The following is a 22530-nucleotide window of genomic DNA, read 5'->3' as shown; positions in this document are numbered from 1 at the left end:
AGCCAATTACAAGTCGAGTGATCTGTCTAATAGTCTAACTATTTTAGATAGGTTTAGTAGTTTAAAAACTAATGGTTTAATAGCGTTTTGGTTGAGTACTCTAACTTTGCCTATTCAACTCATTAAAAATAGCTAGCAAACCAACTATAAGCTATCCAAAGCACTACGCAATTCATCCATCGTCGCCATCATCTTCGCTTGAGCGTCGCTAATTGTGTATTTATCACTGTCTGCGCTCAACCCATCAAACTGTTTTACCAGCGCACTACCAACAATCACGCCATCAGCATGTTGACCAACCGCTTTAGCAGACTCGCCACTATTAATACCAAAGCCGACACATACTGGCAAATCCGTCTCTGCTTTTATCGCTTGCACTTGTTTGCCAACTTCATCCGTATCTAAGGTAGCAGAACCCGTCACCCCTTTTAGCGATACATAATAGATATAACCACTACAATGGGTCATGACCTGTTTGCGTCTTTGTTGCAATGTGGTTGGTGATAATAAAAATATCTCATTCATCGCATGGTCAGATAGATACTGGGTAAAAGTACCTGCCTCGGCAGGTGGCAGGTCTACCATCAATAACCCATCTACCCCAGCCTCTTCACACAGCTTTGTAAAGTTGTCATACCCGATAATCTCAACTGGGTTTAGATACCCCATTAAAATAATTGGTGTCTCGCTATCCGTTTTGCGAAACGCTTTGACCATCTCAATCGCTTGGCGGGTACTCGTGCCGCCTGCCAAAGCACGCTCGCCAGCAGTTGCTACTGTAGGACCATCTGCCATAGGGTCAGAAAAAGGCAAGCCGACCTCTATCATATCAGCGCCATGCTTCACTAAGTCATGCATTAATCCGACAAACGTATCGGGTGCAGGGTCGCCTGCCATAACATAAGGAATTAAGGCTTTTTTGTTTTGGGCTTTTAGGGTTTGGAAGGTTTTTTCTATTCGGGTCATTATTTTCTCTATAATATCTATGAATTAATATTTTAAATAATTTAGTGTAGCTTCAAATTGTCTTAGAGACCGCTATATCTAACGCACGAGCTATCTTTTGCGCCTTCTTATCAAAGGTTAGGGCGTGTGGAACATTCAAATATTAGGACTGCTGATAGCTAAAATCATTCTAAACTAGGCGTTAATCGACGATAATGTCTAGACCTTAGCTAGATTAACAACAACGTTTAGGGCGATTTTAGCATCAGCCCGTAGGGTCAGGGCTATTTTTTGCCAATATATTGCAAAATTTTCTAACCTAGAATAACTAGGTGTCGAAAATTTAACTTCATATTGACTAAAAAATAGCACCTGACAGTTCCACATTTGAATGTACCACACGCCCTAATAAACTGGCATTATCATACTGAATGACTTGATAAGCAATGACGCCATCGGCAAAGTCACCACCAAACTTTAAAAAATCTAAACCTACGCTTACTTCATCAACTTTTAAAGTAAAGTTTTCTTTTGATAGCAAAGTTTCGATTAAATCAATCAGTTCTGAACGCTTAACTTTTAAGGTATTTCTTAAGAACCAAATAACTTCATTAAGTACATACGTTGCTATTTTAAACTCTAATAACACATCATATAAAAAACGAGACGCTATTTCACTTTGGCGCACCTCATCATTTAATAAATAACGAAGCATAACCTTTGTATCAACAACGTAAATTATTGACCTCTACCCGCCATTGCTCGCTTAGTAATACCTTGAGTAATAGCATTATTGAACTGCTCATCTGTTACCCTCTGGGTCACATAATGAGCAAACATACCAGAAAGTTTATCAGATTGATTATCCACGTAGTCGGAAGCGTCTTGGTTAGGCTTTGATATTACCTCAACTTGCTTATTGGGCAAACAAGACAACAACTCTAAAACCTTATCAACCGACTCATCATCAACTCTTAAAGTAATCGTTTGCATAACTTTTTCTAATAAAACTTCTAACTAATCCAAACCTACAACTCAATCCCCTCAGCCTGCATAACCGAATGCAAATCCTTATCACCACGACCCGACATATTCACGATAATACTCTGATCGGCAGTCATCGTCTTCGCAAGCTCTAATCCATAATACACTGCATGAGCCGACTCTAACGCAGGAATAATACCTTCTTTACGGGTCACCTCATGAAAGCCTTCAAGCGCCTGTTTATCGGTACAACCTACGTACTCGACCCGCTCGATATCTTTCAAAAAGCTGTGCTCAGGACCCACACCCGGATAATCTAAACCTGCCGAAATAGAATGCGTCTCTTGAATCTGACCATCATCATCTGCCATCAAGTACGTACGATTGCCATGTAACACCCCTACCCGACCTTTTGCCAGTGGTGCAGAATGACGAAGCGTCTCCAAGCCATCGCCTGTCGCTTCAACACCATATATCTTTACGTCACTGTCATTCAAAAAGTCATAAAATAGACCAATTGCATTCGAGCCACCGCCTACACATGCCACCAGCGCGTCAGGCAACTTACCTGTCTTTTCTAAATGCTGCAATCTAGCCTCTTTACCGATAATCGCTTGAAAATCACGCACCAAGAGCGGATAAGGATGCGGACCGGCACACGTGCCAATAATATAATAGGTTGTATCGACATTGGTTACCCAATCACGCATCGCCTCATTCATCGCATCTTTTAGAGTACGTGAACCCGAGGTCACCGGTACTACTTTTGTGCCCAGCAAGCGCATACGATATACGTTCATCTTCTGACGCTCTACATCATCAGCGCCCATATAAACAATGCACTCAAGCCCCAAACGTGCCGCAATCGTCGCCGTCGCCACACCATGTTGACCTGCGCCCGTCTCGGCAATAATACGCTTCTTACCGCTCATTTTTGCCAAGAGCGCCTGACCAATCGTATTATTTATCTTATGTGCGCCTGTGTGGCTCAAATCTTCACGCTTAAAATAAATCTGCGCCCCGCCAATCTCATCACTCAAACGTTTCGCATGATATAACGGCGTTGGACGACCCACATAATTCACCAAATCATTATGATACTCTTCCCAAAACTTAGGGTCTTGCTTTACTTGATAATACAGCGTCTCAAGCTCTTCTAGTGCTGCCATCAAGGTTTCAGACACAAAGCGGCCACCATGAATCCCAAAATGCCCACTGGCATCAGGATACTGATTAAAATCGGTCACATTGTCTAAAGGCATATCATCAGGCACTTCATCCCTGCTTGTATCATCACAGGGCGGTACATTATCAAAATTTTTCATAAACGCTCACTTTAATTCTTTAAATTTAATATAGCTATGATATTCAATATTTATTTACATTATTTTAGGTTAAACGTTGCCATCGGTCACGTTTGCCAGCTTTCATTAACATTGCCATATTGATGCCTTCTCAAACGGATAGACTCAAGCTTATTAGGCATATTAGGCTCATAAAAGCTTATATCTAAATTTCATTTATAAGTAGGTGTAGTTTATAGTGTATAGCGCTCAAGCACAATTATGTTACTGTAGTCTTTGATGTTGTAACTACTTGCACTTTACTCTACTAGCTTGGTTAACGTAAGGGTAGGCTGGAATGAGACTTTGAAGCTTAAACTTGCAGAATTCTTTACTCATCCTTTGGCTCTCGCACCTCGACGTTAAGCTACTTCGTTTTGAAAAACATTTCATTTTATTAACTATTAATATTAACAACTACGAGGACAATTTATGAATAGCATTCTTCAGATCATCATATTCATAATCTTCATTCCATTCAAATGCACGATCTATTAAGATATTCAAAATCTCTAGCACGACTAACTTTTGTTCTGCACTAAGTAAGTGCGCCGTTATTAAAACAACCCTAGAAACACAAGGAATGTCTTTCGCATTATCCTCGTAGTCATAGTATTCTAACGCCCATAATAAACAACACGGTAATACAAATTTCACCCCTTGAGCATCCATAAAACCAATAGCAGACATAGGGTAGAAATGTTTATGCCATTCAGTGTCTCTTGATTGATGACTATTAAAGTAAATATTCTCCCAGTAATCGTGCTCATCTAAGCGACGCATTGCTCTACATTCATCACTATCTCTAGGATAATAATCATCAATAGCTGTGGCCTCAAAAAATCCAACGCCCTCTTCTAGTTTTGTATCTAGAAAAGCTCTAATCAGATTAATAACCAATGCCTCTAACTTTGGCGAATAATCGCAATATCTACTACGCTTACAAAAGGAGCGAAACTCTATAAGTATCTCACTAATTCGCTTTTCATCATTAATAGTTAAGTTATCTTGCATATTAGTTATAGCTAAGCTACGCTCGCTTCTCCAAAAACCCACAAATACCGTCATTTGGTAAGCAGTTAATTAGGACTGGTTTAGAATCAAAATTACATGGATTTACGCCAGTCCATGCTTCGCAAATATCAATAACATGTTCCTCATCAAAAAACAAAATAATCTCATCGTTATTTTCAACTTTAACACTACATATTACTTCATTAGCTTTATCTTCATCTAAGCCAGATAAATCGACATAGTTTAATTTTCTTTCTTCAAAAGTTTGTAAACCAACATTCTTCCACACATCTCACAACTAGAGATGAAGTACCGTACTACCTTTATTATCAACAACATGTTTCCAAGCAACATAGTCACCGCAACTCGCCTAGTCTAGCAGGATAACCGCTTCAATCGAGGCTAAACCGCACCTCCACTGTAACCCTTACTCAAAACAACAAGTATTGTAATGTGAGTGATAACTAACGGCTTATGACTACACTAAGTTAGTCAGTTGTAAACAGTATTTTTAGTAGAAAAAGCTAGCACATCTCTATACTAGTATCCTTCTATAAATGATGATCTAACAAGCCAACCTATAGCCTTTAAAAATCATTAGCTTCTTTGATAATTGGTATAGCTTGATTCAAATAATTGTCCCAATATGCATTTTGTCTATTATTATCGCTGATATTACTCAAAAAAGACTGACAATCAGTAGATGAAACATCAACTTCATTACCTTGTATAAGAAAGTTCAGTCCTTTAACCATATGCAAAGTATTAATTTCTATGGCGTTTAAATTACCTGCATCATTTGTTAAAGGATTAACTTCCTCCCACAATGTATCTGTTTTAGTTATACGTTCATACAGTTCTGGTTTTTCTTCATAAAACAGACTCATAGCCCGTTCTAAAATTTGATTACTAACATTTGGATCATTAGCTCTACAGTTGTATGCAAATGATTTAATAACTCTAAACATTAGATTGGCTTTAAATAAGTCATAGTCTATGTCACTCACTTGAATGTCATTAATATCTCTGTAAAATGGATTTGCATTATCAAAGGTTAACTCATTATTTACAGATTGAGCTCCAGCGCAACAAGGTATGCAAAATAAACCAATAACAACCAATTTTTTAATTTTAACTAATGAATCAATCATGACTTATTTCCTATAAAAATAATATAGTAGGCATAGGTTGGACTAAATATATCTAATCCCCTCACTAAAAACTCCTTATCTTATCCAAATCCTTAACCCCTCTAGCAAACTCAATTCCGCCACTCATATCCATCATTTAAATGGGCAGATTGAACGCATGACCATTGAATACTATCTAAATCCGCACCAACCCCATCTTTAAGCTAAAAGGACGGAAAATTTGATTTAGCGTTTCAACACTATAATTGCCCTTATCATTTTCAACGTCTGATAACGTTTTGCGAGATACTTTTACCATTTGTGCAAACTCATCTTGTTTGATGCCTAATATTTGCACACGTAATATTTTTAGTGCCTCGCCTTGAGATAAGGCATTATCCTCAAGGCATTTAATCACTCTGTCCCTCGCCTTAGTACGACTCAAACCATCAAGATTAGGCTTAATATGCGATGCTCGTTGTCTATGACTATGTATTAAATCACTTTCCAATAAATTATTAGACATGTTTAGTTCTTACCCCAATCAAATCAACCGCCATTGGTGTAATTCATAAGCTAAATATCGGTATTATGATAAATATATCACTCACTAATAACATATTTAGTTATTAATGACACTTATATCACACTATATTTAGTAGAGAGTAAGTGAAATTATAATGGTTCTCATGCTTATAAACTGAACTTGTACATATCAAAAAGATATGACGACTGGCTATCATTTTTGAATCGTCTAAAAGTAGAGCGTAGCCGCTCCAAAAATAATCACCAGTCGTTTAACACAGTGGTAAATTATATTTGCGTAAGTTTGGTTATAAAACAAAATAAAAATTAGGTTAATGCTTCTACAAACACCCTCATTTTCTCCAAATCCTTAACCCCCTTTGCCGACTCAATCCCGCCACTCACATCTACCGCTTGAATCGGTAAATTCTGTTTAGCGATATCACCCACATTATCAGGGTTAAGCCCCCCAGCCAGAATAATCGGTAAACTCGCATCTTTAGGCACAAGCGACCAATCAAAGCGATGCCCCGTACCACCATACGCATCCTTATGATACGCATCTAATAAAATACTGCTTGCGCCCGCTTTGGCATACTCATCTATTAGTGCTTTTATACTATCTAGCGATTGCGTTTGTTTATCAATCCGTAACGCTTTAATCCAGCGTTTATTTACCCGATCTGCCAGCCATTGGCAGTCTTTTGCAGATTCATCACCATGAAACTGAATCACATCAAAAGGCGTCGTATTTGCTAATTTAATTAAGTCTTCCTCACCCATATTTACCAGCAATGCCACCACGCTAACAAATGCTGGTACATGCTTGATTAACGCTTTAGCTTGTTTGGCAGTCACTGCTCTCGGGCTTGGTGGATAAAACACAAAACCGAGCGCATCAACACCCAACTCAATGGCATTGTTTACATCCTCTTGCCGTGTCAGTCCACAAAACTTAACCTGCATGGCGTTTATTTTCCTTTTCATTATCACTATTCATGTTTTACATAATTCAATAGTTAAAGAAACTTAATCCTAGCATACTCTAAGCATTTTATGATGACCGACATAACCGAACTTATTTAAATAAAGATTTTAAACGGTTATAAGCGACTGGTAATTATTTAGGAATTGTCTGGCTCTACCTTCAGACGATTCAAAAATGATTACCAGTCGTAATATAATCTGGTTATGCATAAGTTAAATAACTTTATCCTCAATGACTTAACAAAGGTAAACTATGACCTCTGATACCTCTCCACACCCAAAAAACTATCTAATGTGGTTTCGCCGAGACCTACGCCTGCATGATAATACGGCACTAACCATGTTATTTGATGAAGTGAACCAAACCTTAAACTACGACTGCAAATCTACTGACATACAAGCTGCTAACACAAAAGTTTCAGCGTTATATACCGTAACACCGAGCCAATGGCTAGAGCATGATATGTCGCTGGCACAAATGGACTTTATCTTTAGAACCTTAAAACAGCTTGCTAGCACTCTATTCAATGAGTTAGGAATCTTGCTACAAGTGACTTATGCAGACACTTATGACGATAGCATTGACGATATCGAGCAGCTTTGTATTGCACAAGATATCACGCACTTATTCGCTAACATCGAGTACGAAGTAAACGAACAAGAGCGTGACAAAGCATTAACAACCAAACTCGCCAAACATAATATCGAATTTAACCGCTACCATGACCAATGTATCCTACCACCCAATACGGTCAAGACCAATGACGATACCATGTATAAAGTCTTCACGCCGTTTTATAAAAAATGGCAATCCATTATCGACACCAGTCCTATTCAAGTTTATCCTACGCCAAAAGCCATTGATGATTTAGAGAACAACTTTAGTAAAGACAGTGCTAAAAATGATTTAGAGCAACGACTAGCAAACATTGAAAACTATCATCAGCAAACACTAGAGCAATTTAAATCTCATTATGAGCTAGAACAATCCGCCATCAATGAACTTTTAAAGCACACCCATCAAGATTACCCCGCAGGCGAGGACAATGCTCGCAAGCGCCTTGAGAGCTTTATCAAAGAGGACATTAGCGTTTACAACACCGCTCGCGATAAACCTGCCTTAATGGCAACCAGCCAAATGTCTGCCTATTTAACGGTCGGTAGCATTAGCGCACGCCTTTGTTATCAGCAAGCCAGTAAATTATTGTTGAAAGATGACATACCGCAAACTGATGTAGAACGTTGGATAAGTGAGTTGGCATGGCGTGATTTTTACCGTCACGTTATCCATAACCGACCTGATATCGTTAAAGGCAAAGCCTATAAAATAGATACCGATAAAAAGATAGATTGGTCATATGATGAGGAAGACTTTAAGGCGTGGTGCGACGGCAAAACTGGCGTACCACTCGTTGATGCCGCTATGCGTTGCCTGAATCAAACAGGCTTTATGCACAATCGCTTACGCATGGTGACAGCGATGTTCTTAACCAAAGATTTACTGATTGACTGGCGACTCGGTGAGCGTTACTTTATGCAACAGCTGATAGATGGTGACTTTGCATCTAATAACGGTGGATGGCAGTGGAGCGCCTCAACGGGGGTTGATGCCTCACCCTATTTTCGGATTATGAACCCGTTTAGCCAAGCCAAGACCCACGACAAAGATGCGGTATTTATCAAAACGTGGCTACCAGAATTAAAAGACGTTCCAGCTAAAATCTTGTACGATGAAAACAAGCTGCGCAATGTCTTAAAAAAGAATGGAGAGTTTGGGCATATCGATTATCCTGAGCCTATGGTCGAGCATAGACAAGCCCGACTATATGCGATCGAACAGTTTAAGAAATAAGCTTATACCCTCTTAACTCTAAAGCAAACGCTATATCGTTTAAACCAAGTGTGGCTACGGGCGGCTTTTTACCTGACCACTAAATTCATAAAAGAGTTCACTTTGTGTTTAAAAGTGCTCTCAATAATTTAGTGGTCAGGTTTAGCCACGATTGCAGCGGATATACTTGGCGCAGTAGAGCGTTACGGGCGCTTAGCCAGTGGCGTTATCGAGGTAGCAGGAACGACACTGGATGTAGCGCCCGTCGCTCTACCAGCCAAGATAGGAGCGTAAAGCGTGATTAGCTACTACATTTAATCAATGGGTCGACATGCCCCTGTACCTTGGGTATGTACTGTGACCGTTGCGCCCGTCATTGCAAATAACTGCTGCATCTCTTTTTGCGCATTGTCTGCTGCTTTTTGCATGACACCATCTTGGCAAGCGCGTTCGAGTATCTCATTTTTTGCACTGGCTTGCGCTTGCTTAAATATTTCAGGTTCAGCTTGAGTCATGCCAAAAAACCCACCCGATTGCCAGTCATATACTTCAACGTCATCAAGATAGACCGTAAAAATTTGCGCTGGGGGCAAGGTAATCATAATGTTCGGCATAATAGTCACGGTTGAGCGCTTATCGCTACTTGCCATCTGCGCTTTAGCCGCTTCTATTTGCTCTGGCGTTGGGTCAGTGATTTGAACCATCTGGGAGCTAAGTTGACTTAAGTCTACCCCAGCGACCACACGACCTTGCGCTAGAAACAACCCCTTTTGTTCGTCCTGCCATAGGCGCTGCCATGTGCCTTCTTGTTCACTGGTAATAATCGTATCTACATTATAAGCCATCGTCTCTAAACGATTGAGTTCTTGAATACGAGACACCACCCCATCTCGTGTGACGGTCTGGATTTCAGGTGTGTCATCAGTAGTCATCATCTGCCAGACTAAAGCGGTGAGTAAAATAATGATAAGCAACATGCCTAGTTTTAACCAAACTCGACTGGGTTTGGCGGTGTCAAGACGCTTGTTTGTCATAGGGGTCTACCCTTGTTAAAAATAGCAGTTTTGAAAAATTTTAAATCGGTGAGCATTACCTACTCTTTAAATGGTGGTGATAGTGGGTATATTCAATCTTTATGTCGTTAAAAATACGCTTTAAAGTAATGTTATTTCAATATCGCTGTTTATTTCCTATAACTATTAGCATTAACCGTTTCTAATAGTTGTTTGTATTAGGTTTCCCATTCACTGTTTACACTAACTGTTTGCATTTATTGCCCCAGATGCGTCTACAACATTAAAAAATGATTGCGTCATGACACGACTTTACCTAACATAGTCAGGGTAATGGAATAAAACCAAAATTTATAACACGCCACCCCCCTATTCGATATTAAATAGTTAAAGTTGAGTCTTTTATGAGAGCCAGTCATTTTTTATTAGCGACGTTAAAAGAAGTGCCAAGTGATGCCGATATCGCCTCGAGCCAGTTGATGGTCAGAGCAGGTTTAATCCGTAAGCTTGCGTCAGGGCTATACGTGTGGTTGCCCATCGGTCTTCGGGTACTACAAAAAGTTGAAAAAATTGTGCGTGAAGAGATGCAAAATATTGGTGCTCAAGAAGTGTTAATGCCAATGACCCAGCCTGCTGAGCTTTGGGAGCAAACAGGGCGTATCGAAGATTATGGCCCTGAATTATTAAGATTTAAAGACCGTCATCATAGAGACTTTGTATTAGGCCCGACCCATGAAGAGGTCATTACCAGTATTGCCGATGGCGAGCTGCGCAGTTACAAACAGCTGCCCATGACGTTTTTTCAGATTCAAAATAAGTTCCGTGATGAGATCCGCCCCCGTTTTGGTATTATGCGCGCTCGCGAATTTACCATGAAAGACGCCTATTCGTTCCACCTAGATCAGCAGTCTTTAGCGATAACCTATCAAGAGATGTACGATGCGTATACGCGGATTTTTAGTCGATTGGGTTTGGACTTTAGAGCAGTGTTGGCGGATACAGGGTCAATTGGTGGCTCGGCCTCGCACGAATTCCATGTGTTAGCAGACAGCGGTGAAGATGCGATTGCTTTTTCAAATGGGTCAGACTTCGCAGCAAACGTTGAGTTGGTAGAAGCAGTATGTTTTGATGAGCGCCCTGCGCCGAGTCAAGCCCGTCAAAACGTAGACACCCCAAAAATGCCAACTTGCGAAGCGGTTGCTAAACATTTAGACATTCCGTTATCGCAAACAGTTAAAACGCTGATTGTACATGGCGCTACTGATGAGGCAACTGCCGATAATGAGACGACTACCGATAATCAAACGCCGTTAGTCGCATTAATCTTACGCGGTGACCACACCTTAAATGCCATCAAAGCTGAAAAAATAGCAGGAGTGGCTACGCCTTTAACGATGGCAAGCGAGGAGGAGATGAGAGACGCTGGTTTGAAAAAGGGCTACATCGGCGTCGATTTAGATATGCCTGTGTATGTTGATCGTGCAGCGGCGGCGCTTGCAGATTTTGTATCAGGTGCCAATGAATATAATATGCACACCACGGGCATGAACTGGGAGCGTGATGCACAAATTACCAAGGTTGTTGATATTCGTAATGTCGTTGAGGGCGACCCATCCCCTGATGGCAAAGGCACCTTAAGCATCAAACGTGGTATTGAAGTAGGTCATATCTTCCAGTTGGGTGATAAGTATTCTAAAGCGCTTAACTGTACGGTTATGGGCGAAGATGGTAAGCCTAAAACCTTGATGATGGGCTGTTACGGTATTGGGGTTAGCCGTATTATCGCCGCCTCTATTGAACAAAACCATGACGACAACGGTATCATCTGGACAAAAACCCCTAATATAAACGATTCGATTGCGCCGTTTGACATTGCTATTGTACCGATGAAATCAAAAACGGATACAGTCATGAACACGGCCGTAGCCTTATATGAGGAGCTTAAAGCAAAAGGCTTAAACGTGATTTTAGATGATCGTAATGAGCGTCCTGGCGTTAAGTTTGCCGATTTAGAACTGATTGGCATCCCGCACCGTATCGTAGTATCTGAACGCAATTTAGCTGATGATCACACTGACGACAAATACGAGTACGTCGACCGCCATGACGGCGAAAAACAATTGTTAAGCCGTGATGACGTAATTGCTAAAGTGAGTGGTTAACAAGGTGTGCCACACCCAAACCACGACGGCGCTGGTTAAGAACATGGTCTGACCGCTAGCCCCGATAGCAGCGGCTATACTGGCGGCTTAAGTGGGCTGCGGTGGCTTGATTTGGCGTGGCGCGCGTAGCAGGCGACACGCCAAATCTTAGCCACTCGCCCCGCTTAAGACGACAGATAGTAGCGAATAGCGGGATTGGCTTCTAATTAACCACAACCCCCTACTATCTACATAACCCTTAATTAATAAATCATAGCGCATAATATATGACAAGCCCTCAACACGTTGGTGTTAAGGGCTTTTTGTCTTGGTTGAGACGTTATAAATTACGCGGCGTACTTAAGACGTACGGCTTTGGTCATTTCTACCATAGCGAACGGAATAGATGTAAAAATAGTTATAAATTCAATAGAGATATCATAAACGAATATCATAGTGAATAAAAATCATGTTATTCAATTTAAGATGAATCTAACTAATATTAGGGTCTATTGAACATTCAAATATTAGGACTACTTAACTATTTAAATTCTTTTAATTGCTTAGGCTATTTATCTACATATCGATTATGTGTATATAGTTTAAGGATCTGCTACAAATGCAATTTGGGTTAGGTTAGCGTTATTCGCCATCGCTAGTATGTTAGCCACACTTTCATAACGAGCGTTTTTATCAGCATAGATATGAATACTGGGCTTTTGATTCTTATTTTGAGCTGAAGGAGCTTGACTTGATTGAACTTGGTTTGGTTGAGTTTGATTTGGTTGAGTTTCATCTAAACGGGTGAGTTGATTGAATCGGGATTCTAACTGGCGCATGGTAACGCTTTCATTGTTCCAATATAAACCGCCTTTAGCATCGACACTGATGTGAATGATGGGTGCGGCAGTCTCTTGAGTGGTTGCAGCAGCTTTGGGAAGCTCAAGCGGTATAGCGGGGTTTACTACTGAAGCTGTAATCATAAATATGATGGTTAACACCAGCATGATATCAATGAGCGGAATAAGGTTCATCTCGTTGATACTGGGTATGTCATCATCGCCTAGTTTAAAAGCCATGTAATTTAATGCTCCTGTTAATGCTCCTGCATAATTTATAACCACACTGAATCAGATTATTTTTGATGCGTCGTCGTGCTGTCGCCTAATATACCGTAAGCAGTATCATTAGCAATGAACTGAATTCGGCGGTTTAATCGTACCGCCACGTTGTAGAATACAACCGCGGGTATTGCAACTGCCAAACCTAACCCCGTCATAATAAGTGCCTCCCCTACTGGCCCTGCAACCTGCTCGAGGGTGGCGTTACCTGAAGCGCCAATATTGTCTAAAGCGTGAAATATTCCCCACACGGTGCCAAATAACCCAATAAAGGGGGCGACTGACGCAATGGTTCCCAAAATGGAGAGCCCTTTTTCGCATTGATAGCGGTAGCGGCCGATATGTTGTAACAACGCTTGTTCAGTAGCTGTCTTACGCTGATCGTATGGTAAAGCGTGCCAATGTTTGGATTGTTCAGTAAGCGCATGTGTTAAGTCATCTGCAACTTTATTTTTCAAACGATAACTTTTTATAATGCGCAATATGCCCGTCACCCAAGTCAAAATGGATAAGGCAATTAGAATAAAATATAATGTCTTTGTAATGACATCGGTATACTGCCAATAGGCGTCAAAACCCATAGATATCCTTAAGTAAAATTATATTTATAAAAAAATTTTAAAATTCAACGTGTAACGTCGCAATCCCCTCATTTGCAACAACGTTGACTTTAAAGGGATGAAGTTTGGCTTTTTTTACCGCCTGTATAACCTCTTTATCAAATGTGATATCACCTGAACCCTCTACTTCTAAAATTTTGATATTACCATTTTTATCAACTTTTAATTTTAATACAACGTCATAGGTCTTATTTTTATCAGAGCCAGTTTTAGAACTAAAGGTAAAGTCTGGTTTTCTCTCCCATCTTGGATCATGAATAGTAATTTCGATAGGCGTATCTTGGAGGTTATTAGCTGGTGTGGACACAACAATATCATCAGGTGAGCTATCCAAACCACTTTGGCTTACACCCGTTATATCTTTTCTGCTAGCATTGTTTGTCGTTACCGTCTGCTGGGTGCCATCATTAGTGCCAGTACTCACGTTATTGTTGTTACTTTTATCGTTGTTATTTTTATTGATATTTATATCGCGGTTATCGTCCTTGGTGTTTTTATTAGATTCAGAGGATTGAGATTCAACTGAACCGTATGCAGCAACATTAGGGGTGTCATCATCATTGGTAGTCTGCGTCTTATTGTTGTTGTTATTATACCGGGTATGGTTCTGAGTCTCTTGTGTATTATTAGATGCTGTTTCCGTTGTAGTCCCTGTTGTATTAGTATTAGAAGACGTAATATCTGAAGCTTGCTGTTTATTATTATTTGTAGCCTCTTGCGTAGGGTTACGAACACCTCTCGATGCTTGTTTAGTATCTATGTCAGTAGATGGCGTAATGCGTTCTGATAATACTGTAATTTGAATAGGCTCCGGGCTAGGGATGTCTTTAGGTTTGATGTTCGTATTAAGATTGTCTATTATTACTGCGGCTACTACCAAATGAAGAGCGGCAACACTCATAAATATAGTGACCACTAACCTATACGATGGAAATGTTTTTGTTGATTTGTGAGTCATATAAACGGTGGATGATCCTTAATATTATGCCAATTCATTATGTTTAAATGAAGCACTGGATAAATAACACTTTAAACCTGTCAGTTTATAACAGATGTCGAGTACAATACAGCTTACAGATTTAGTAAGGCTATTTGATGACTATTTATATATTTGATACCGAAACCACAGGCTTAGTTGAGCCACACATGACGGAAGCCGCTTACTCTATTGTTGATATTAAAGACAGCGAGGTCATCGTTTTGCAAGCGCCAAGAGCGAAACGATTTAACCCTTTAAAGCAGATCAGCTTAGGCTCGATGGCAACGTCGCATATATGTGAAGAGGATATTATAGACGAGTCGCCACATACCGACTTTAAGTTGCCTGATAATGTTGAGTATCTTATTGGGCACAATATTGACTTTGATATGCAGGTATTAAAAAATGCAGGTGTGATGCGCACGCCCAAGCTTATTTGTACCCAAGTCATGGCAAACTATTTATTGCCAACGCTAGAAAGCCACACTTTAGTTGCCTTGCTTTATCATTTTCATTACGACGTTGCCCGTGCTGAAGCCAAACATGCTCACGCTGCTATTAACGATATCTATTTTACACAATTGGTTCTACAAAGTTTGATTGATTTGGCAAATGAGAGAGAACATGATATTAACGACATTGTTAGCTTGTACGAGTTTAGCCAAATGGCACGTATCCCAACCCACTTGAGCTTTGGTAAGTATAAAGGTCAATTGATTGAAGATGTCGCTGCTAGCTCTGAGGGCGCTAGATATCTCAAATGGCTATTGAATCAGGAGTCTGTCGACCCTTATTTGGTGCAAGCCTGCCAAAAGGCTTTCGATGCGTAGCTTTGTTTTAAACAGGTTTGGTAATCTTATTTAAATTTTATACGCAAGGTGTAGAACAAAAAGCTTGCAAAGCGTGAAAAACTTGTTAAAATACTTCACCTCAATAGGCGTATAGCTCAGTTGGTTAGAGCGCTACCTTGACATGGTAGAGGTCGCTAGTTCGAATCTAGTTACGCCTACCAGATTCGAAAGCCCCAATCTTTATGATTGGGGCTTTTTTTATGCCCGTAATATAAGGGCTGAAACTAATTATAACTCTCGCCACAATCCATCGATTCAGTCTATCTTTATAAACTGCAAAAAAACCGTGTGCCCAGATTGTGCCCAAGCTGTGCCTGCCCTATTATATTTTTTGCACTCATAACTTTCTTAAATTTGACCTCTACTCTAATTTTTCAAATCCAGCTCTTCTTCACTATGCACATACTCAAATATATCCCCGACCCCAACCTCTAAAAACTCACACAGCTTATCAATAGTATCGAAGTCGATTCTTGATGACTGGTCATTATATATTTTATGTAACGTTGTTTTGCTAATTCCTGTCGCTCGTACGGCATCCGCTACCTTTAGTCTTCTTTTCGCTAATAAAGTCGGTAAATGATTAACTACCACGGAAAAACTCCAATCTTAGTTGTAAAAAGTACTCTCATAGTTACAAATATGTGCTAAATTACAACTATGGCATTTAAAAGTACCATGATGATTAAACTTTATATAAGGAATGTATTATGTCACATACTTACTTAACAACCCAAGAGCTTTCTGAACGCATCAAGTACACCCCTCGTACAATTGGAAATGAGCTCAAAGACAGTGTCTTAATTGAAGGCATTCACTACATCAGACCATTAGGTGGTAGAAAAATCCTTTATGTTTGGTAAGAAATTGAAAAAGACAAGCGTGTCGGCGTATCTGGGAGTATCAACGCCATGGCATTACAATAAGGAGACTATTATGGCCAGAATTAGAAGCCGAGGTAAAGAACTGTTTGTCAACTTTCGGTACTTAGGTATCCGTTGTCGCGAAACAACTAATTTGATTGATACCCCTGAAAACCGTAAGAAGCTTCAAAAGATAATTGAGAGGATGGAAGCTGAGATAGTACTAATACATTCAACTATGCTCAGTACTTTCCTAAGAGTGATAAAGCTGAACGGATGATGTATCTAAGTGAGCGAAAAGAATGCATCACAACCAATGTGCCATCTTTTACCCAGTTTGCAGAGCTCTGGTTTTCAGAAAAAGAGATTGAATGGCGTGCTACCCAAAGACGCAAAGTTAGAGAAATACTGGATATGTACTTACTGCCTGAGTTTAAAAACAGGCCCATTGAAGGCATAAAAAAGACAGATGTATTAGCCTTCCGCTCATCACTCGCCAAAGTTACGCACTGAAAAACTAACAAACATCTGTCAGCGGCACGCATAAACTCTATCATGGTACCTTTGGGTATGATACTAAAAGAAGCAGCCAAACGCTACAAGTTTGAAAATCCTTATGAAGACATCAAAGCACTTAAAGAGCCTAAGGTTGGCATTCAGCCCTTCACATTAGAGGAGGTTTGGAAGTTTTTAAACGGTGTCAGAGTAGACTATAAGGCTTACTATCTTGTGCGCTTTTTTACAGGTATGCGAACCAGCGAGATTGACGGCTTAACTTGGGAGAATGTTGACTTTAATCGAAGAGAGATTGTAATCAATCAGGCGCTGGTTAAAGGCAAAATCGTTCCACCTAAAACTCAAGAGTCTTATAGAGCAATCCAAATGTCACAACTGGTCTATGATGCGTTAAAGGAGCAATACAAGGTCACTTATGGCAAATCTGACTATGTTTTCTGCTCTCATACGGGAGAGCCACTTGACTATAACAATATCAACAAACGAGTTTGGCACCCTACGCTCAAGGCATTAGGCCTTTAAAAGCGCAATGCTTACCAGACGCGCCATACAGCTGCAACGCTATGGTTGGCTGCTGGTGAAAGCCCTGAATGGATTGCATATCAGATGGGTCATTCAACCACCAAGATGCTGTTTAATACTTACAGTCGCTACGTACCTAACATGACTCGTCAAGATGGTAGCGCTTTTGAAGCGCTAGTCAACAGAAGTCAGATGAAGCTAGGGCGTGTTGACAATTACCGCAAATGGATAACAGTTGCAGCTAAATAGATATTAGCAGCAAACGACTCATCCGTTTTCTCAGCACGCATGGCAATTTTTTTGAAATCTTTAAGTTTACAAAAGAAGTTCTCAATCAAATGCCGCCATTTGTACATCTCTTTATCGAAATCTCTTTGCTTTAGACGAGAACGTTTAAGGGGTATGACCGCTTTGCTACCACGCTCTTCTAAGTCCAGTAGTAGCCAATCAGTATCGAAGGCTCTATCAGCAAGTAATGCACCAAACTCTTTGTCTTTAATTAAGGGTTCAACACCAGCCATGTCATGCTGCTGTACTTTTAATAGATTAAAATCAGAGGTTGCCTAACGCATCAACCATTGCCATGATTTTAGTTGTCATACCGCCTCTGGATTTACCAATTGCCTGACGACAAGCCCCCCTTTTGCGCCTTGTCCATGGCGATGCACTTTAACGATAGTGCCATCAATCACGGCATACTCTAAATCTTGATCATCTAAGGCATTAAATAGGTTACTGAACCTGTCGCTTTTTAACCATCTACGGTAATGCTTATAGACACTGTTCAAGTTGCCAAACCAGGCGGTAAGTCTCGTGATGGACTACCTGTAGGCTTTATAATGTTACTTGTCTAGCGCAGTCTCAATGAGCGTAATGACGACTATACCAATCTATTCATTAAAAACCTTATCCAAATTCGCTTCAATCTGCTCTTCAATCTTATGTTTAAAACTTTTAAATAAAAACCCAAGTTTGGCATACAGCTCAAATTTATCAGGCGCACTGATAAACTGACCAGACACCCCTATGCGAGTAAATTTAACCTTATCACCATTGTCAGATCTATCAAGCGTGCACGTCATGCGATAATCTGTCGCAGCCGACGCTATCCAGTCATCTGTTATTTGTTGCGCTTTTTTTAACCCCATGGTGTGCTGACGTTGTATATATAAATCTGGGTATAGATCTTCGAGTCTTTCACTCATTTAAGACGCTCCTATCAGGGTTCACTACTACTGCCTGCCATACTTAATGCCGTCACTCTTCTTTATTTTTATCTAACCGCTTTTTCCAATCCCTTCAAAATAAGTCAAAGTGATCATATCGATAATTTGGTCATCGTCATACATACCACTACTTTTTAAAAATCCTAATACAGGGTCACACGCCTTCGCATATAAAGTATAAAGGATGCATAGAGAGGAAACCTCAGTATTTAATTTACCATCCGCTTTTGCTTGTTCAATCCACTCACCAAGACTGTCTGACATAATCACCAACATATCCAAATAGGACTCGTGTGCCATCAGGTGCTCACGAAGCTGTGAATTTTCACTAGGTAGATTAGGCATTTTCTGGTTAATTTTTAGCCTCATTGCCCATTGAGTGATGGTCTTTAGCTTCTCAATAGCGGGCAAATTCGTTTGATCTATTTCGTTAATTTCAGTTAAGCCTGATTGCATCGTGTCCACTAATGCCCCTACCGCAAGGGCTTCTTTACTAGGAAAATGACGATACAACGAAGCTTTAGCGATACCCACTGTATTGGCAATCTCATCAACCGTCATAGCGTCATAGCCTTTGGTGGCTAGCAGTTGGTTTACAGTTTCTATGATAAGTTTTTCGCGCTCAATCATCATCTTTTGTTTAAAACTAAGCTTGGGTGTTTTGACATTTTTAACGGTTTTATTTGGATTCTCTATCGTTGTACTCATCGACTGTCTCACCTATTTAATTATCTTAATCGTATTATCAGTATACCGAAGTTGGTTTGATATTACTAGTTAGTGCACTTTTATACTAAACAGTATAAAAATAACTTGTATGTTCTACATTAATACTATATATTCTAAAAATACCGAGTAAATAAAGACTATTTGTGCTTAGTAGATAAGGCTGAATAGATATAGTTATTAGGCTAGGTATGACATGTACTACCCTATTGAGAGCATTAAATTAAAACACTTTATAAGGATATAATTATGTTAAAACAAATAGCTATTTCAGTAAGCCTCGGCTTAGTCAGCTTGCCCATTTTAACCGCATGTAATGACGACGATGAACATATGGTTCAAGTAGAAGGTTATGACTACGATAATGTGGTTGCTGCTGCACAGGCAACACCAGATTTATCTATTCTAGTAGAAGCTGTCGTTGCTGCGGACTTAGCGGATACGTTATCAGCGACAAGTAGTCCTGCGCCGTTTACGGTGTTTGCGCCTACCAATCAAGCTTTTGCCAACCTCTTAGCGGCAACAGGGTTGACTAAAGAGCAACTCCTTGCTGACAAAAACCTACTGACCAATGTTCTAACCTATCATGTTATTCCAGATAATCGGGTTTCAGCTGCTGATATTAGTTTTGGTGCACCTATTCAAACAGTTAACGGCAATGCCTTAAAAATTATGAAAGATGCTGATGGTAATGTGTATCTATCAGACGCTAAAGGTAATAAATCTCAAGTAGTCACGACAGATGTACAAACGGCTAACGGTGTCGTACATATTATCGATACGGTTATTATGCCTGCAGATATGAACCTCGTGGAAGTCGCTCAGAGTAGTGATGACTTTAGTATTTTGGTGGAAGCGGTCATTGCAGCTGGCTTAGCCGATACGTTGGCGACTACGCCTAATCTAACCGTGTTCGCACCAACCAATGATGCCTTTGCCGATTTATTGACTGAGCTTAATATCAGTAAAGCTGATTTGCTTGCAGATACAGCACTACTAAACCAAGTGTTGACCTATCATGTAGTGCCAGATTTAGTGTATTCTTCAGAAGTCTCGACAGGTGAGGTGACCTCCTTACAGGGCTCAACTTTTAGCTTTGATGATGATTTAAAAATTACTGATGGTAGAGGCCGCATGGCAAGCTTAACAGCAACAGATTTACAGGCCACCAATGGCGTCATTCATATTATTGATAAAGTGATTTTGCCGCCTGTAGAGTAGTTAAAAAGTAAAAGATTAGCCAATTGACTTAGCACAGGTTGTCTTTTTATCGCTATTAGTAAAGTAGTACATAGTTATTCAAAGATGACAGCTATTGATTCGTTGAAGTTAGAACCATCAATGCAACCAAACCCATAAAACTAAATCTAGGAATTCATAATGAAACTTAAGCAAGTAACAAGCTTATCTATGGTAACTTTATCCACTATTTTATTAACAGCCTGTATGAGTGGACCCTCAAACATGGCACATTCTCAGCAATCACCTGAACACAACGGCGACCATAGTAAAAAAATGGCGACAGCAAACCTTGTTGAAGTCGCTCAAGGTAATGAAGACTTCAGTATTTTAGTAGAAGCCGTGGTTGCCGCAGGTCTTGTTGACACTCTTGCCACTACGCCTAATTTGACCGTGCTGGCACCAACCAATCAGGCATTTGCTAACTTATTAGCTGAGCTTGGTATGAGTAAGAGCCAGCTACTGGCTAATCAAGAACTGCTTACCCAAGTGTTAACTTATCATGTTATTCCAGCAACCGTTTATTCATCGCAAGTAAAACCAGGTATGGTAAAAACTGTTCAAGGCAGTCAGCTTACAGTGACATCTGATGGCAAGATAAAAGATGGTAAAGGTAGAATGGCTTATTTGGTCGCAACTGACGTGCCCGCCTCAAATGGTGTCATTCATGTGATTGATAAAGTCCTTTTACCTTAGAGTAGAATCTTTCCTGTCTTTAAAAGTGGCCTTGCTTTTTATTAATGATGAATTGCTTAATATAACGTTTTTTTTGTTCTATTAAGCAGTTTGTTTTTTTCATAAAGAGGAGGATAGAATGCGAATTCCGAAGATAGTATTGAGGTATGGCAGTGCTAGGTTGCTGAGCACCTTATTTATATCTACATTCATTGGATATTAGCCTTAGATGAAGACAAAATGCGAATGGACAAATTCAAAAATATACCTACTCTTTAGCAGGTCCACCAAGTCGTTAATAGTTATGGCTATTGTCACGCTCGCCTAATATGTCTGATGATGATTATCATAGATATATGACTATTGAAAAATCTCAAAGCTACGATTTGAGTGAATTTATCCATACCAAACATACTCAATAAGTACGTCAACCATACGGTTATTTTACTTTGTGTCTGACAATGAACAGCTTATAAAGAGACTCAAATGACTAAATGTATTCTTATTACGGGAGCAACATCAGGTATTGGGCGTCAGCTCACATTAGATTATTTAAAAAATAATGATACGGTGTATGCGGTAGGGCGTGATGACGAGTCATTAAACGATTTAAAGACACTCGGAGCAACCCCTATACATGTTGACCTGACCAACCCTGAACAAGTGACCCAAGAATTGAGTCAAATTGTCTCGATAGACATAGTGATTTGCTGTGCGGGAGTTTGTGAATATATTGATATTACAACTCGAAATGACCCAGCGGAAGACGGTAACTTTGGGTTTAATGCGGCAACCGTCATGAAAAACATCAATGTCAATTTAAGCACTGTGGTGTATACCATCGAGGCAGTTTTACCTGCTCTTAAAAAGTCTCGAGGAAGATTGGTGGCACTCGGTTCAGCCTCTGCGTTAGTCCCCTTTCGTCGTGCTGAAGGATACGGTAGCTCTAAATCGGCAATTCATTATCTGATGCAAACCTTGCAAATCAGCCTAAAACCACTAGGTGTTAATGTCAGCCTAGTGATACCAGGTTTTGTTGATACGCCAATGACAGAACAGAATGACTTCTCTATGCCTTTTTTACAAACCACCCAACAAGCCAGCCGCGAGATACGATATGGCATTGATAAAGGTCAGGATATCATTGCTTTTCCAAAACAGCTCACGACGCCACTTAAAACCTTAGGGATATTACCTAATGGGGTATGGCGGTTTGTCTCTAATAAGCTATATAACAAACAATAATAATCAAATATTAAACTTTTAAAAACAAATAAAA

Annotated in this window: 26 protein-coding genes, 1 tRNA gene and 1 pseudogene; 10 read left to right on the top strand and 18 right to left on the bottom strand. The window is 40.0% G+C overall.

The genetic code is table 11. The features are described from left to right. Positions 1-144 precede the first annotated feature (144 nt). The 9 genes from trpA to AC21OH_RS02065 form a co-directional block, all read right to left on the bottom strand. Entirely contained in the window at positions 145-966 is an 822-nt protein-coding gene (gene trpA, locus AC21OH_RS02105) for a tryptophan synthase subunit alpha (protein WP_487370996.1), read from the bottom strand. A gap of 337 nt (positions 967-1303) precedes the next feature. Beyond that, complete coding sequence (locus AC21OH_RS02100) at positions 1304-1660, bottom strand: PIN domain-containing protein (protein ID WP_487370997.1); 357 nt, start codon at positions 1658-1660, stop codon at positions 1304-1306. A 23-nt stretch (positions 1661-1683) separates the two neighbouring features. Continuing rightward, entirely contained in the window at positions 1684-1938 is a 255-nt protein-coding gene (locus AC21OH_RS02095; RefSeq protein ID WP_487370998.1) for a hypothetical protein, read from the bottom strand. Positions 1939-1973: 35 nt separating this feature from the next. Further along, a complete protein-coding gene (gene trpB, locus AC21OH_RS02090; RefSeq protein ID WP_487371025.1) occupies positions 1974-3191 on the bottom strand; it encodes a tryptophan synthase subunit beta in 1218 nt (405 codons plus the stop codon). Between the two features lie 498 nt (positions 3192-3689). Continuing rightward, complete coding sequence (locus tag AC21OH_RS02085) at positions 3690-4286, bottom strand: DUF6714 family protein (protein ID WP_487370999.1); 597 nt, start codon at positions 4284-4286, stop codon at positions 3690-3692. Positions 4287-4302: 16 nt separating this feature from the next. Beyond that, entirely contained in the window at positions 4303-4575 is a 273-nt protein-coding gene (locus AC21OH_RS02080) for a hypothetical protein (protein ID WP_487371000.1), read from the bottom strand. A 298-nt stretch (positions 4576-4873) separates the two neighbouring features. Beyond that, complete coding sequence (locus tag AC21OH_RS02075) at positions 4874-5437, bottom strand: hypothetical protein (protein WP_487371001.1); 564 nt, start codon at positions 5435-5437, stop codon at positions 4874-4876. 175 nt (positions 5438-5612) lie between these two features. Then, on the bottom strand, positions 5613-5942 hold the full coding sequence (locus tag AC21OH_RS02070; RefSeq protein WP_487371002.1) for a helix-turn-helix transcriptional regulator: 330 nt from the start codon (positions 5940-5942) through the stop codon (positions 5613-5615). A 326-nt stretch (positions 5943-6268) separates the two neighbouring features. Continuing rightward, on the bottom strand, positions 6269-6907 hold the full coding sequence (locus AC21OH_RS02065) for a phosphoribosylanthranilate isomerase (RefSeq protein WP_487371026.1): 639 nt from the start codon (positions 6905-6907) through the stop codon (positions 6269-6271). A 274-nt stretch (positions 6908-7181) separates the two neighbouring features. Here AC21OH_RS02065 and AC21OH_RS02060 point away from each other — a divergent pair, with 274 nt between their 5' ends. Further along, positions 7182-8780 (top strand): cryptochrome/photolyase family protein, encoded by a 1599-nt coding sequence (locus AC21OH_RS02060; protein WP_487371003.1) that lies wholly within the window; start codon positions 7182-7184, stop codon positions 8778-8780. Between the two features lie 293 nt (positions 8781-9073). On the opposite strand, the gene AC21OH_RS02055 is transcribed toward AC21OH_RS02060, so the two are convergent. Beyond that, entirely contained in the window at positions 9074-9793 is a 720-nt protein-coding gene (locus AC21OH_RS02055) for a DUF4230 domain-containing protein (protein ID WP_487371005.1), read from the bottom strand. A 383-nt stretch (positions 9794-10176) separates the two neighbouring features. Here AC21OH_RS02055 and AC21OH_RS02050 point away from each other — a divergent pair, with 383 nt between their 5' ends. Then, positions 10177-11934: a proline--tRNA ligase gene (locus tag AC21OH_RS02050; RefSeq protein WP_487371006.1), complete on the top strand. Its 1758-nt coding sequence runs from the start codon at positions 10177-10179 to the stop codon at positions 11932-11934. A gap of 581 nt (positions 11935-12515) precedes the next feature. Here the strand turns inward: AC21OH_RS02050 and AC21OH_RS02045 are convergent. From AC21OH_RS02045 to AC21OH_RS02035, 3 genes are read right to left on the bottom strand one after another with little or no spacing between them, the layout of a single operon-like run. Beyond that, positions 12516-12992 carry an ExbD/TolR family protein gene (locus AC21OH_RS02045; protein WP_486536668.1) on the bottom strand — a complete coding sequence of 159 codons (477 nt, stop codon included), beginning with the start codon at positions 12990-12992 and terminating at the stop codon, positions 12516-12518. A gap of 56 nt (positions 12993-13048) precedes the next feature. Then, positions 13049-13615, bottom strand: coding sequence for a MotA/TolQ/ExbB proton channel family protein (locus AC21OH_RS02040; RefSeq protein WP_487371007.1), 567 nt, complete (start codon positions 13613-13615; stop codon positions 13049-13051). A 37-nt stretch (positions 13616-13652) separates the two neighbouring features. After that, a complete protein-coding gene (locus AC21OH_RS02035; RefSeq protein ID WP_491139956.1) occupies positions 13653-14555 on the bottom strand; it encodes an energy transducer TonB in 903 nt (300 codons plus the stop codon). A gap of 194 nt (positions 14556-14749) precedes the next feature. Here AC21OH_RS02035 and AC21OH_RS02030 point away from each other — a divergent pair, with 194 nt between their 5' ends. Further along, entirely contained in the window at positions 14750-15463 is a 714-nt protein-coding gene (locus AC21OH_RS02030) for a 3'-5' exonuclease (protein ID WP_487371009.1), read from the top strand. 105 nt (positions 15464-15568) lie between these two features. After that, a tRNA-Val gene (locus AC21OH_RS02025) sits at positions 15569-15645 on the top strand. Between the two features lie 205 nt (positions 15646-15850). Here AC21OH_RS02025 and AC21OH_RS02020 read toward each other — a convergent pair. Next, positions 15851-16078 carry a helix-turn-helix domain-containing protein gene (locus AC21OH_RS02020; RefSeq protein WP_487371010.1) on the bottom strand — a complete coding sequence of 76 codons (228 nt, stop codon included), beginning with the start codon at positions 16076-16078 and terminating at the stop codon, positions 15851-15853. Positions 16079-16194: 116 nt separating this feature from the next. Between AC21OH_RS02020 and AC21OH_RS02015 the strand changes: the two genes are divergently transcribed. Both AC21OH_RS02015 and AC21OH_RS02010 read left to right on the top strand, forming a co-directional pair. After that, positions 16195-16347, top strand: coding sequence for a hypothetical protein (locus tag AC21OH_RS02015; RefSeq protein ID WP_487371027.1), 153 nt, complete (start codon positions 16195-16197; stop codon positions 16345-16347). Between the two features lie 73 nt (positions 16348-16420). Continuing rightward, positions 16421-17634: pseudogene (locus AC21OH_RS02010) on the top strand (tyrosine-type recombinase/integrase). Here AC21OH_RS02010 and AC21OH_RS02005 read toward each other — a convergent pair. From AC21OH_RS02005 to AC21OH_RS01990, 4 genes are all read right to left on the bottom strand, one after another. Further along, positions 17601-17906 carry a transposase gene (locus AC21OH_RS02005; protein ID WP_487371011.1) on the bottom strand — a complete coding sequence of 102 codons (306 nt, stop codon included), beginning with the start codon at positions 17904-17906 and terminating at the stop codon, positions 17601-17603. The pseudogene AC21OH_RS02010 and the gene AC21OH_RS02005 overlap by 34 nt on opposite strands. Positions 17907-17981: 75 nt before the next feature. Further along, entirely contained in the window at positions 17982-18173 is a 192-nt protein-coding gene (locus tag AC21OH_RS02000; protein ID WP_487371012.1) for a hypothetical protein, read from the bottom strand. A gap of 102 nt (positions 18174-18275) precedes the next feature. Continuing rightward, positions 18276-18590 carry a polyhydroxyalkanoic acid system family protein gene (locus tag AC21OH_RS01995; protein ID WP_487371013.1) on the bottom strand — a complete coding sequence of 105 codons (315 nt, stop codon included), beginning with the start codon at positions 18588-18590 and terminating at the stop codon, positions 18276-18278. A 72-nt stretch (positions 18591-18662) separates the two neighbouring features. Continuing rightward, complete coding sequence (locus tag AC21OH_RS01990; protein WP_487371014.1) at positions 18663-19319, bottom strand: TetR/AcrR family transcriptional regulator; 657 nt, start codon at positions 19317-19319, stop codon at positions 18663-18665. Positions 19320-19586: 267 nt separating this feature from the next. On the opposite strand from AC21OH_RS01990, the gene AC21OH_RS01985 reads away from it, so the two are divergent. The 4 genes from AC21OH_RS01985 (at position 19587) to AC21OH_RS01970 (ending at position 22496) form a co-directional block, all read left to right on the top strand. Next, positions 19587-20558 (top strand): fasciclin domain-containing protein, encoded by a 972-nt coding sequence (locus AC21OH_RS01985; RefSeq protein WP_487371015.1) that lies wholly within the window; start codon positions 19587-19589, stop codon positions 20556-20558. Positions 20559-20717: 159 nt separating this feature from the next. After that, complete coding sequence (locus tag AC21OH_RS01980) at positions 20718-21272, top strand: fasciclin domain-containing protein (protein ID WP_487371016.1); 555 nt, start codon at positions 20718-20720, stop codon at positions 21270-21272. 308 nt (positions 21273-21580) lie between these two features. Beyond that, positions 21581-21673: a hypothetical protein gene (locus AC21OH_RS01975; protein ID WP_491139951.1), complete on the top strand. Its 93-nt coding sequence runs from the start codon at positions 21581-21583 to the stop codon at positions 21671-21673. 64 nt (positions 21674-21737) lie between these two features. Further along, a complete protein-coding gene (locus AC21OH_RS01970) occupies positions 21738-22496 on the top strand; it encodes an SDR family NAD(P)-dependent oxidoreductase (RefSeq protein ID WP_487371018.1) in 759 nt (252 codons plus the stop codon). Positions 22497-22530: the final 34 nt, after the last annotated feature.

The sequence above is a fragment of the Psychrobacter sp. CX10 genome (assembly GCF_057621575.2).
Note: the sequence above shows the minus strand (reverse complement) of the source record. Positions and strands in the feature narration are given on the sequence as shown.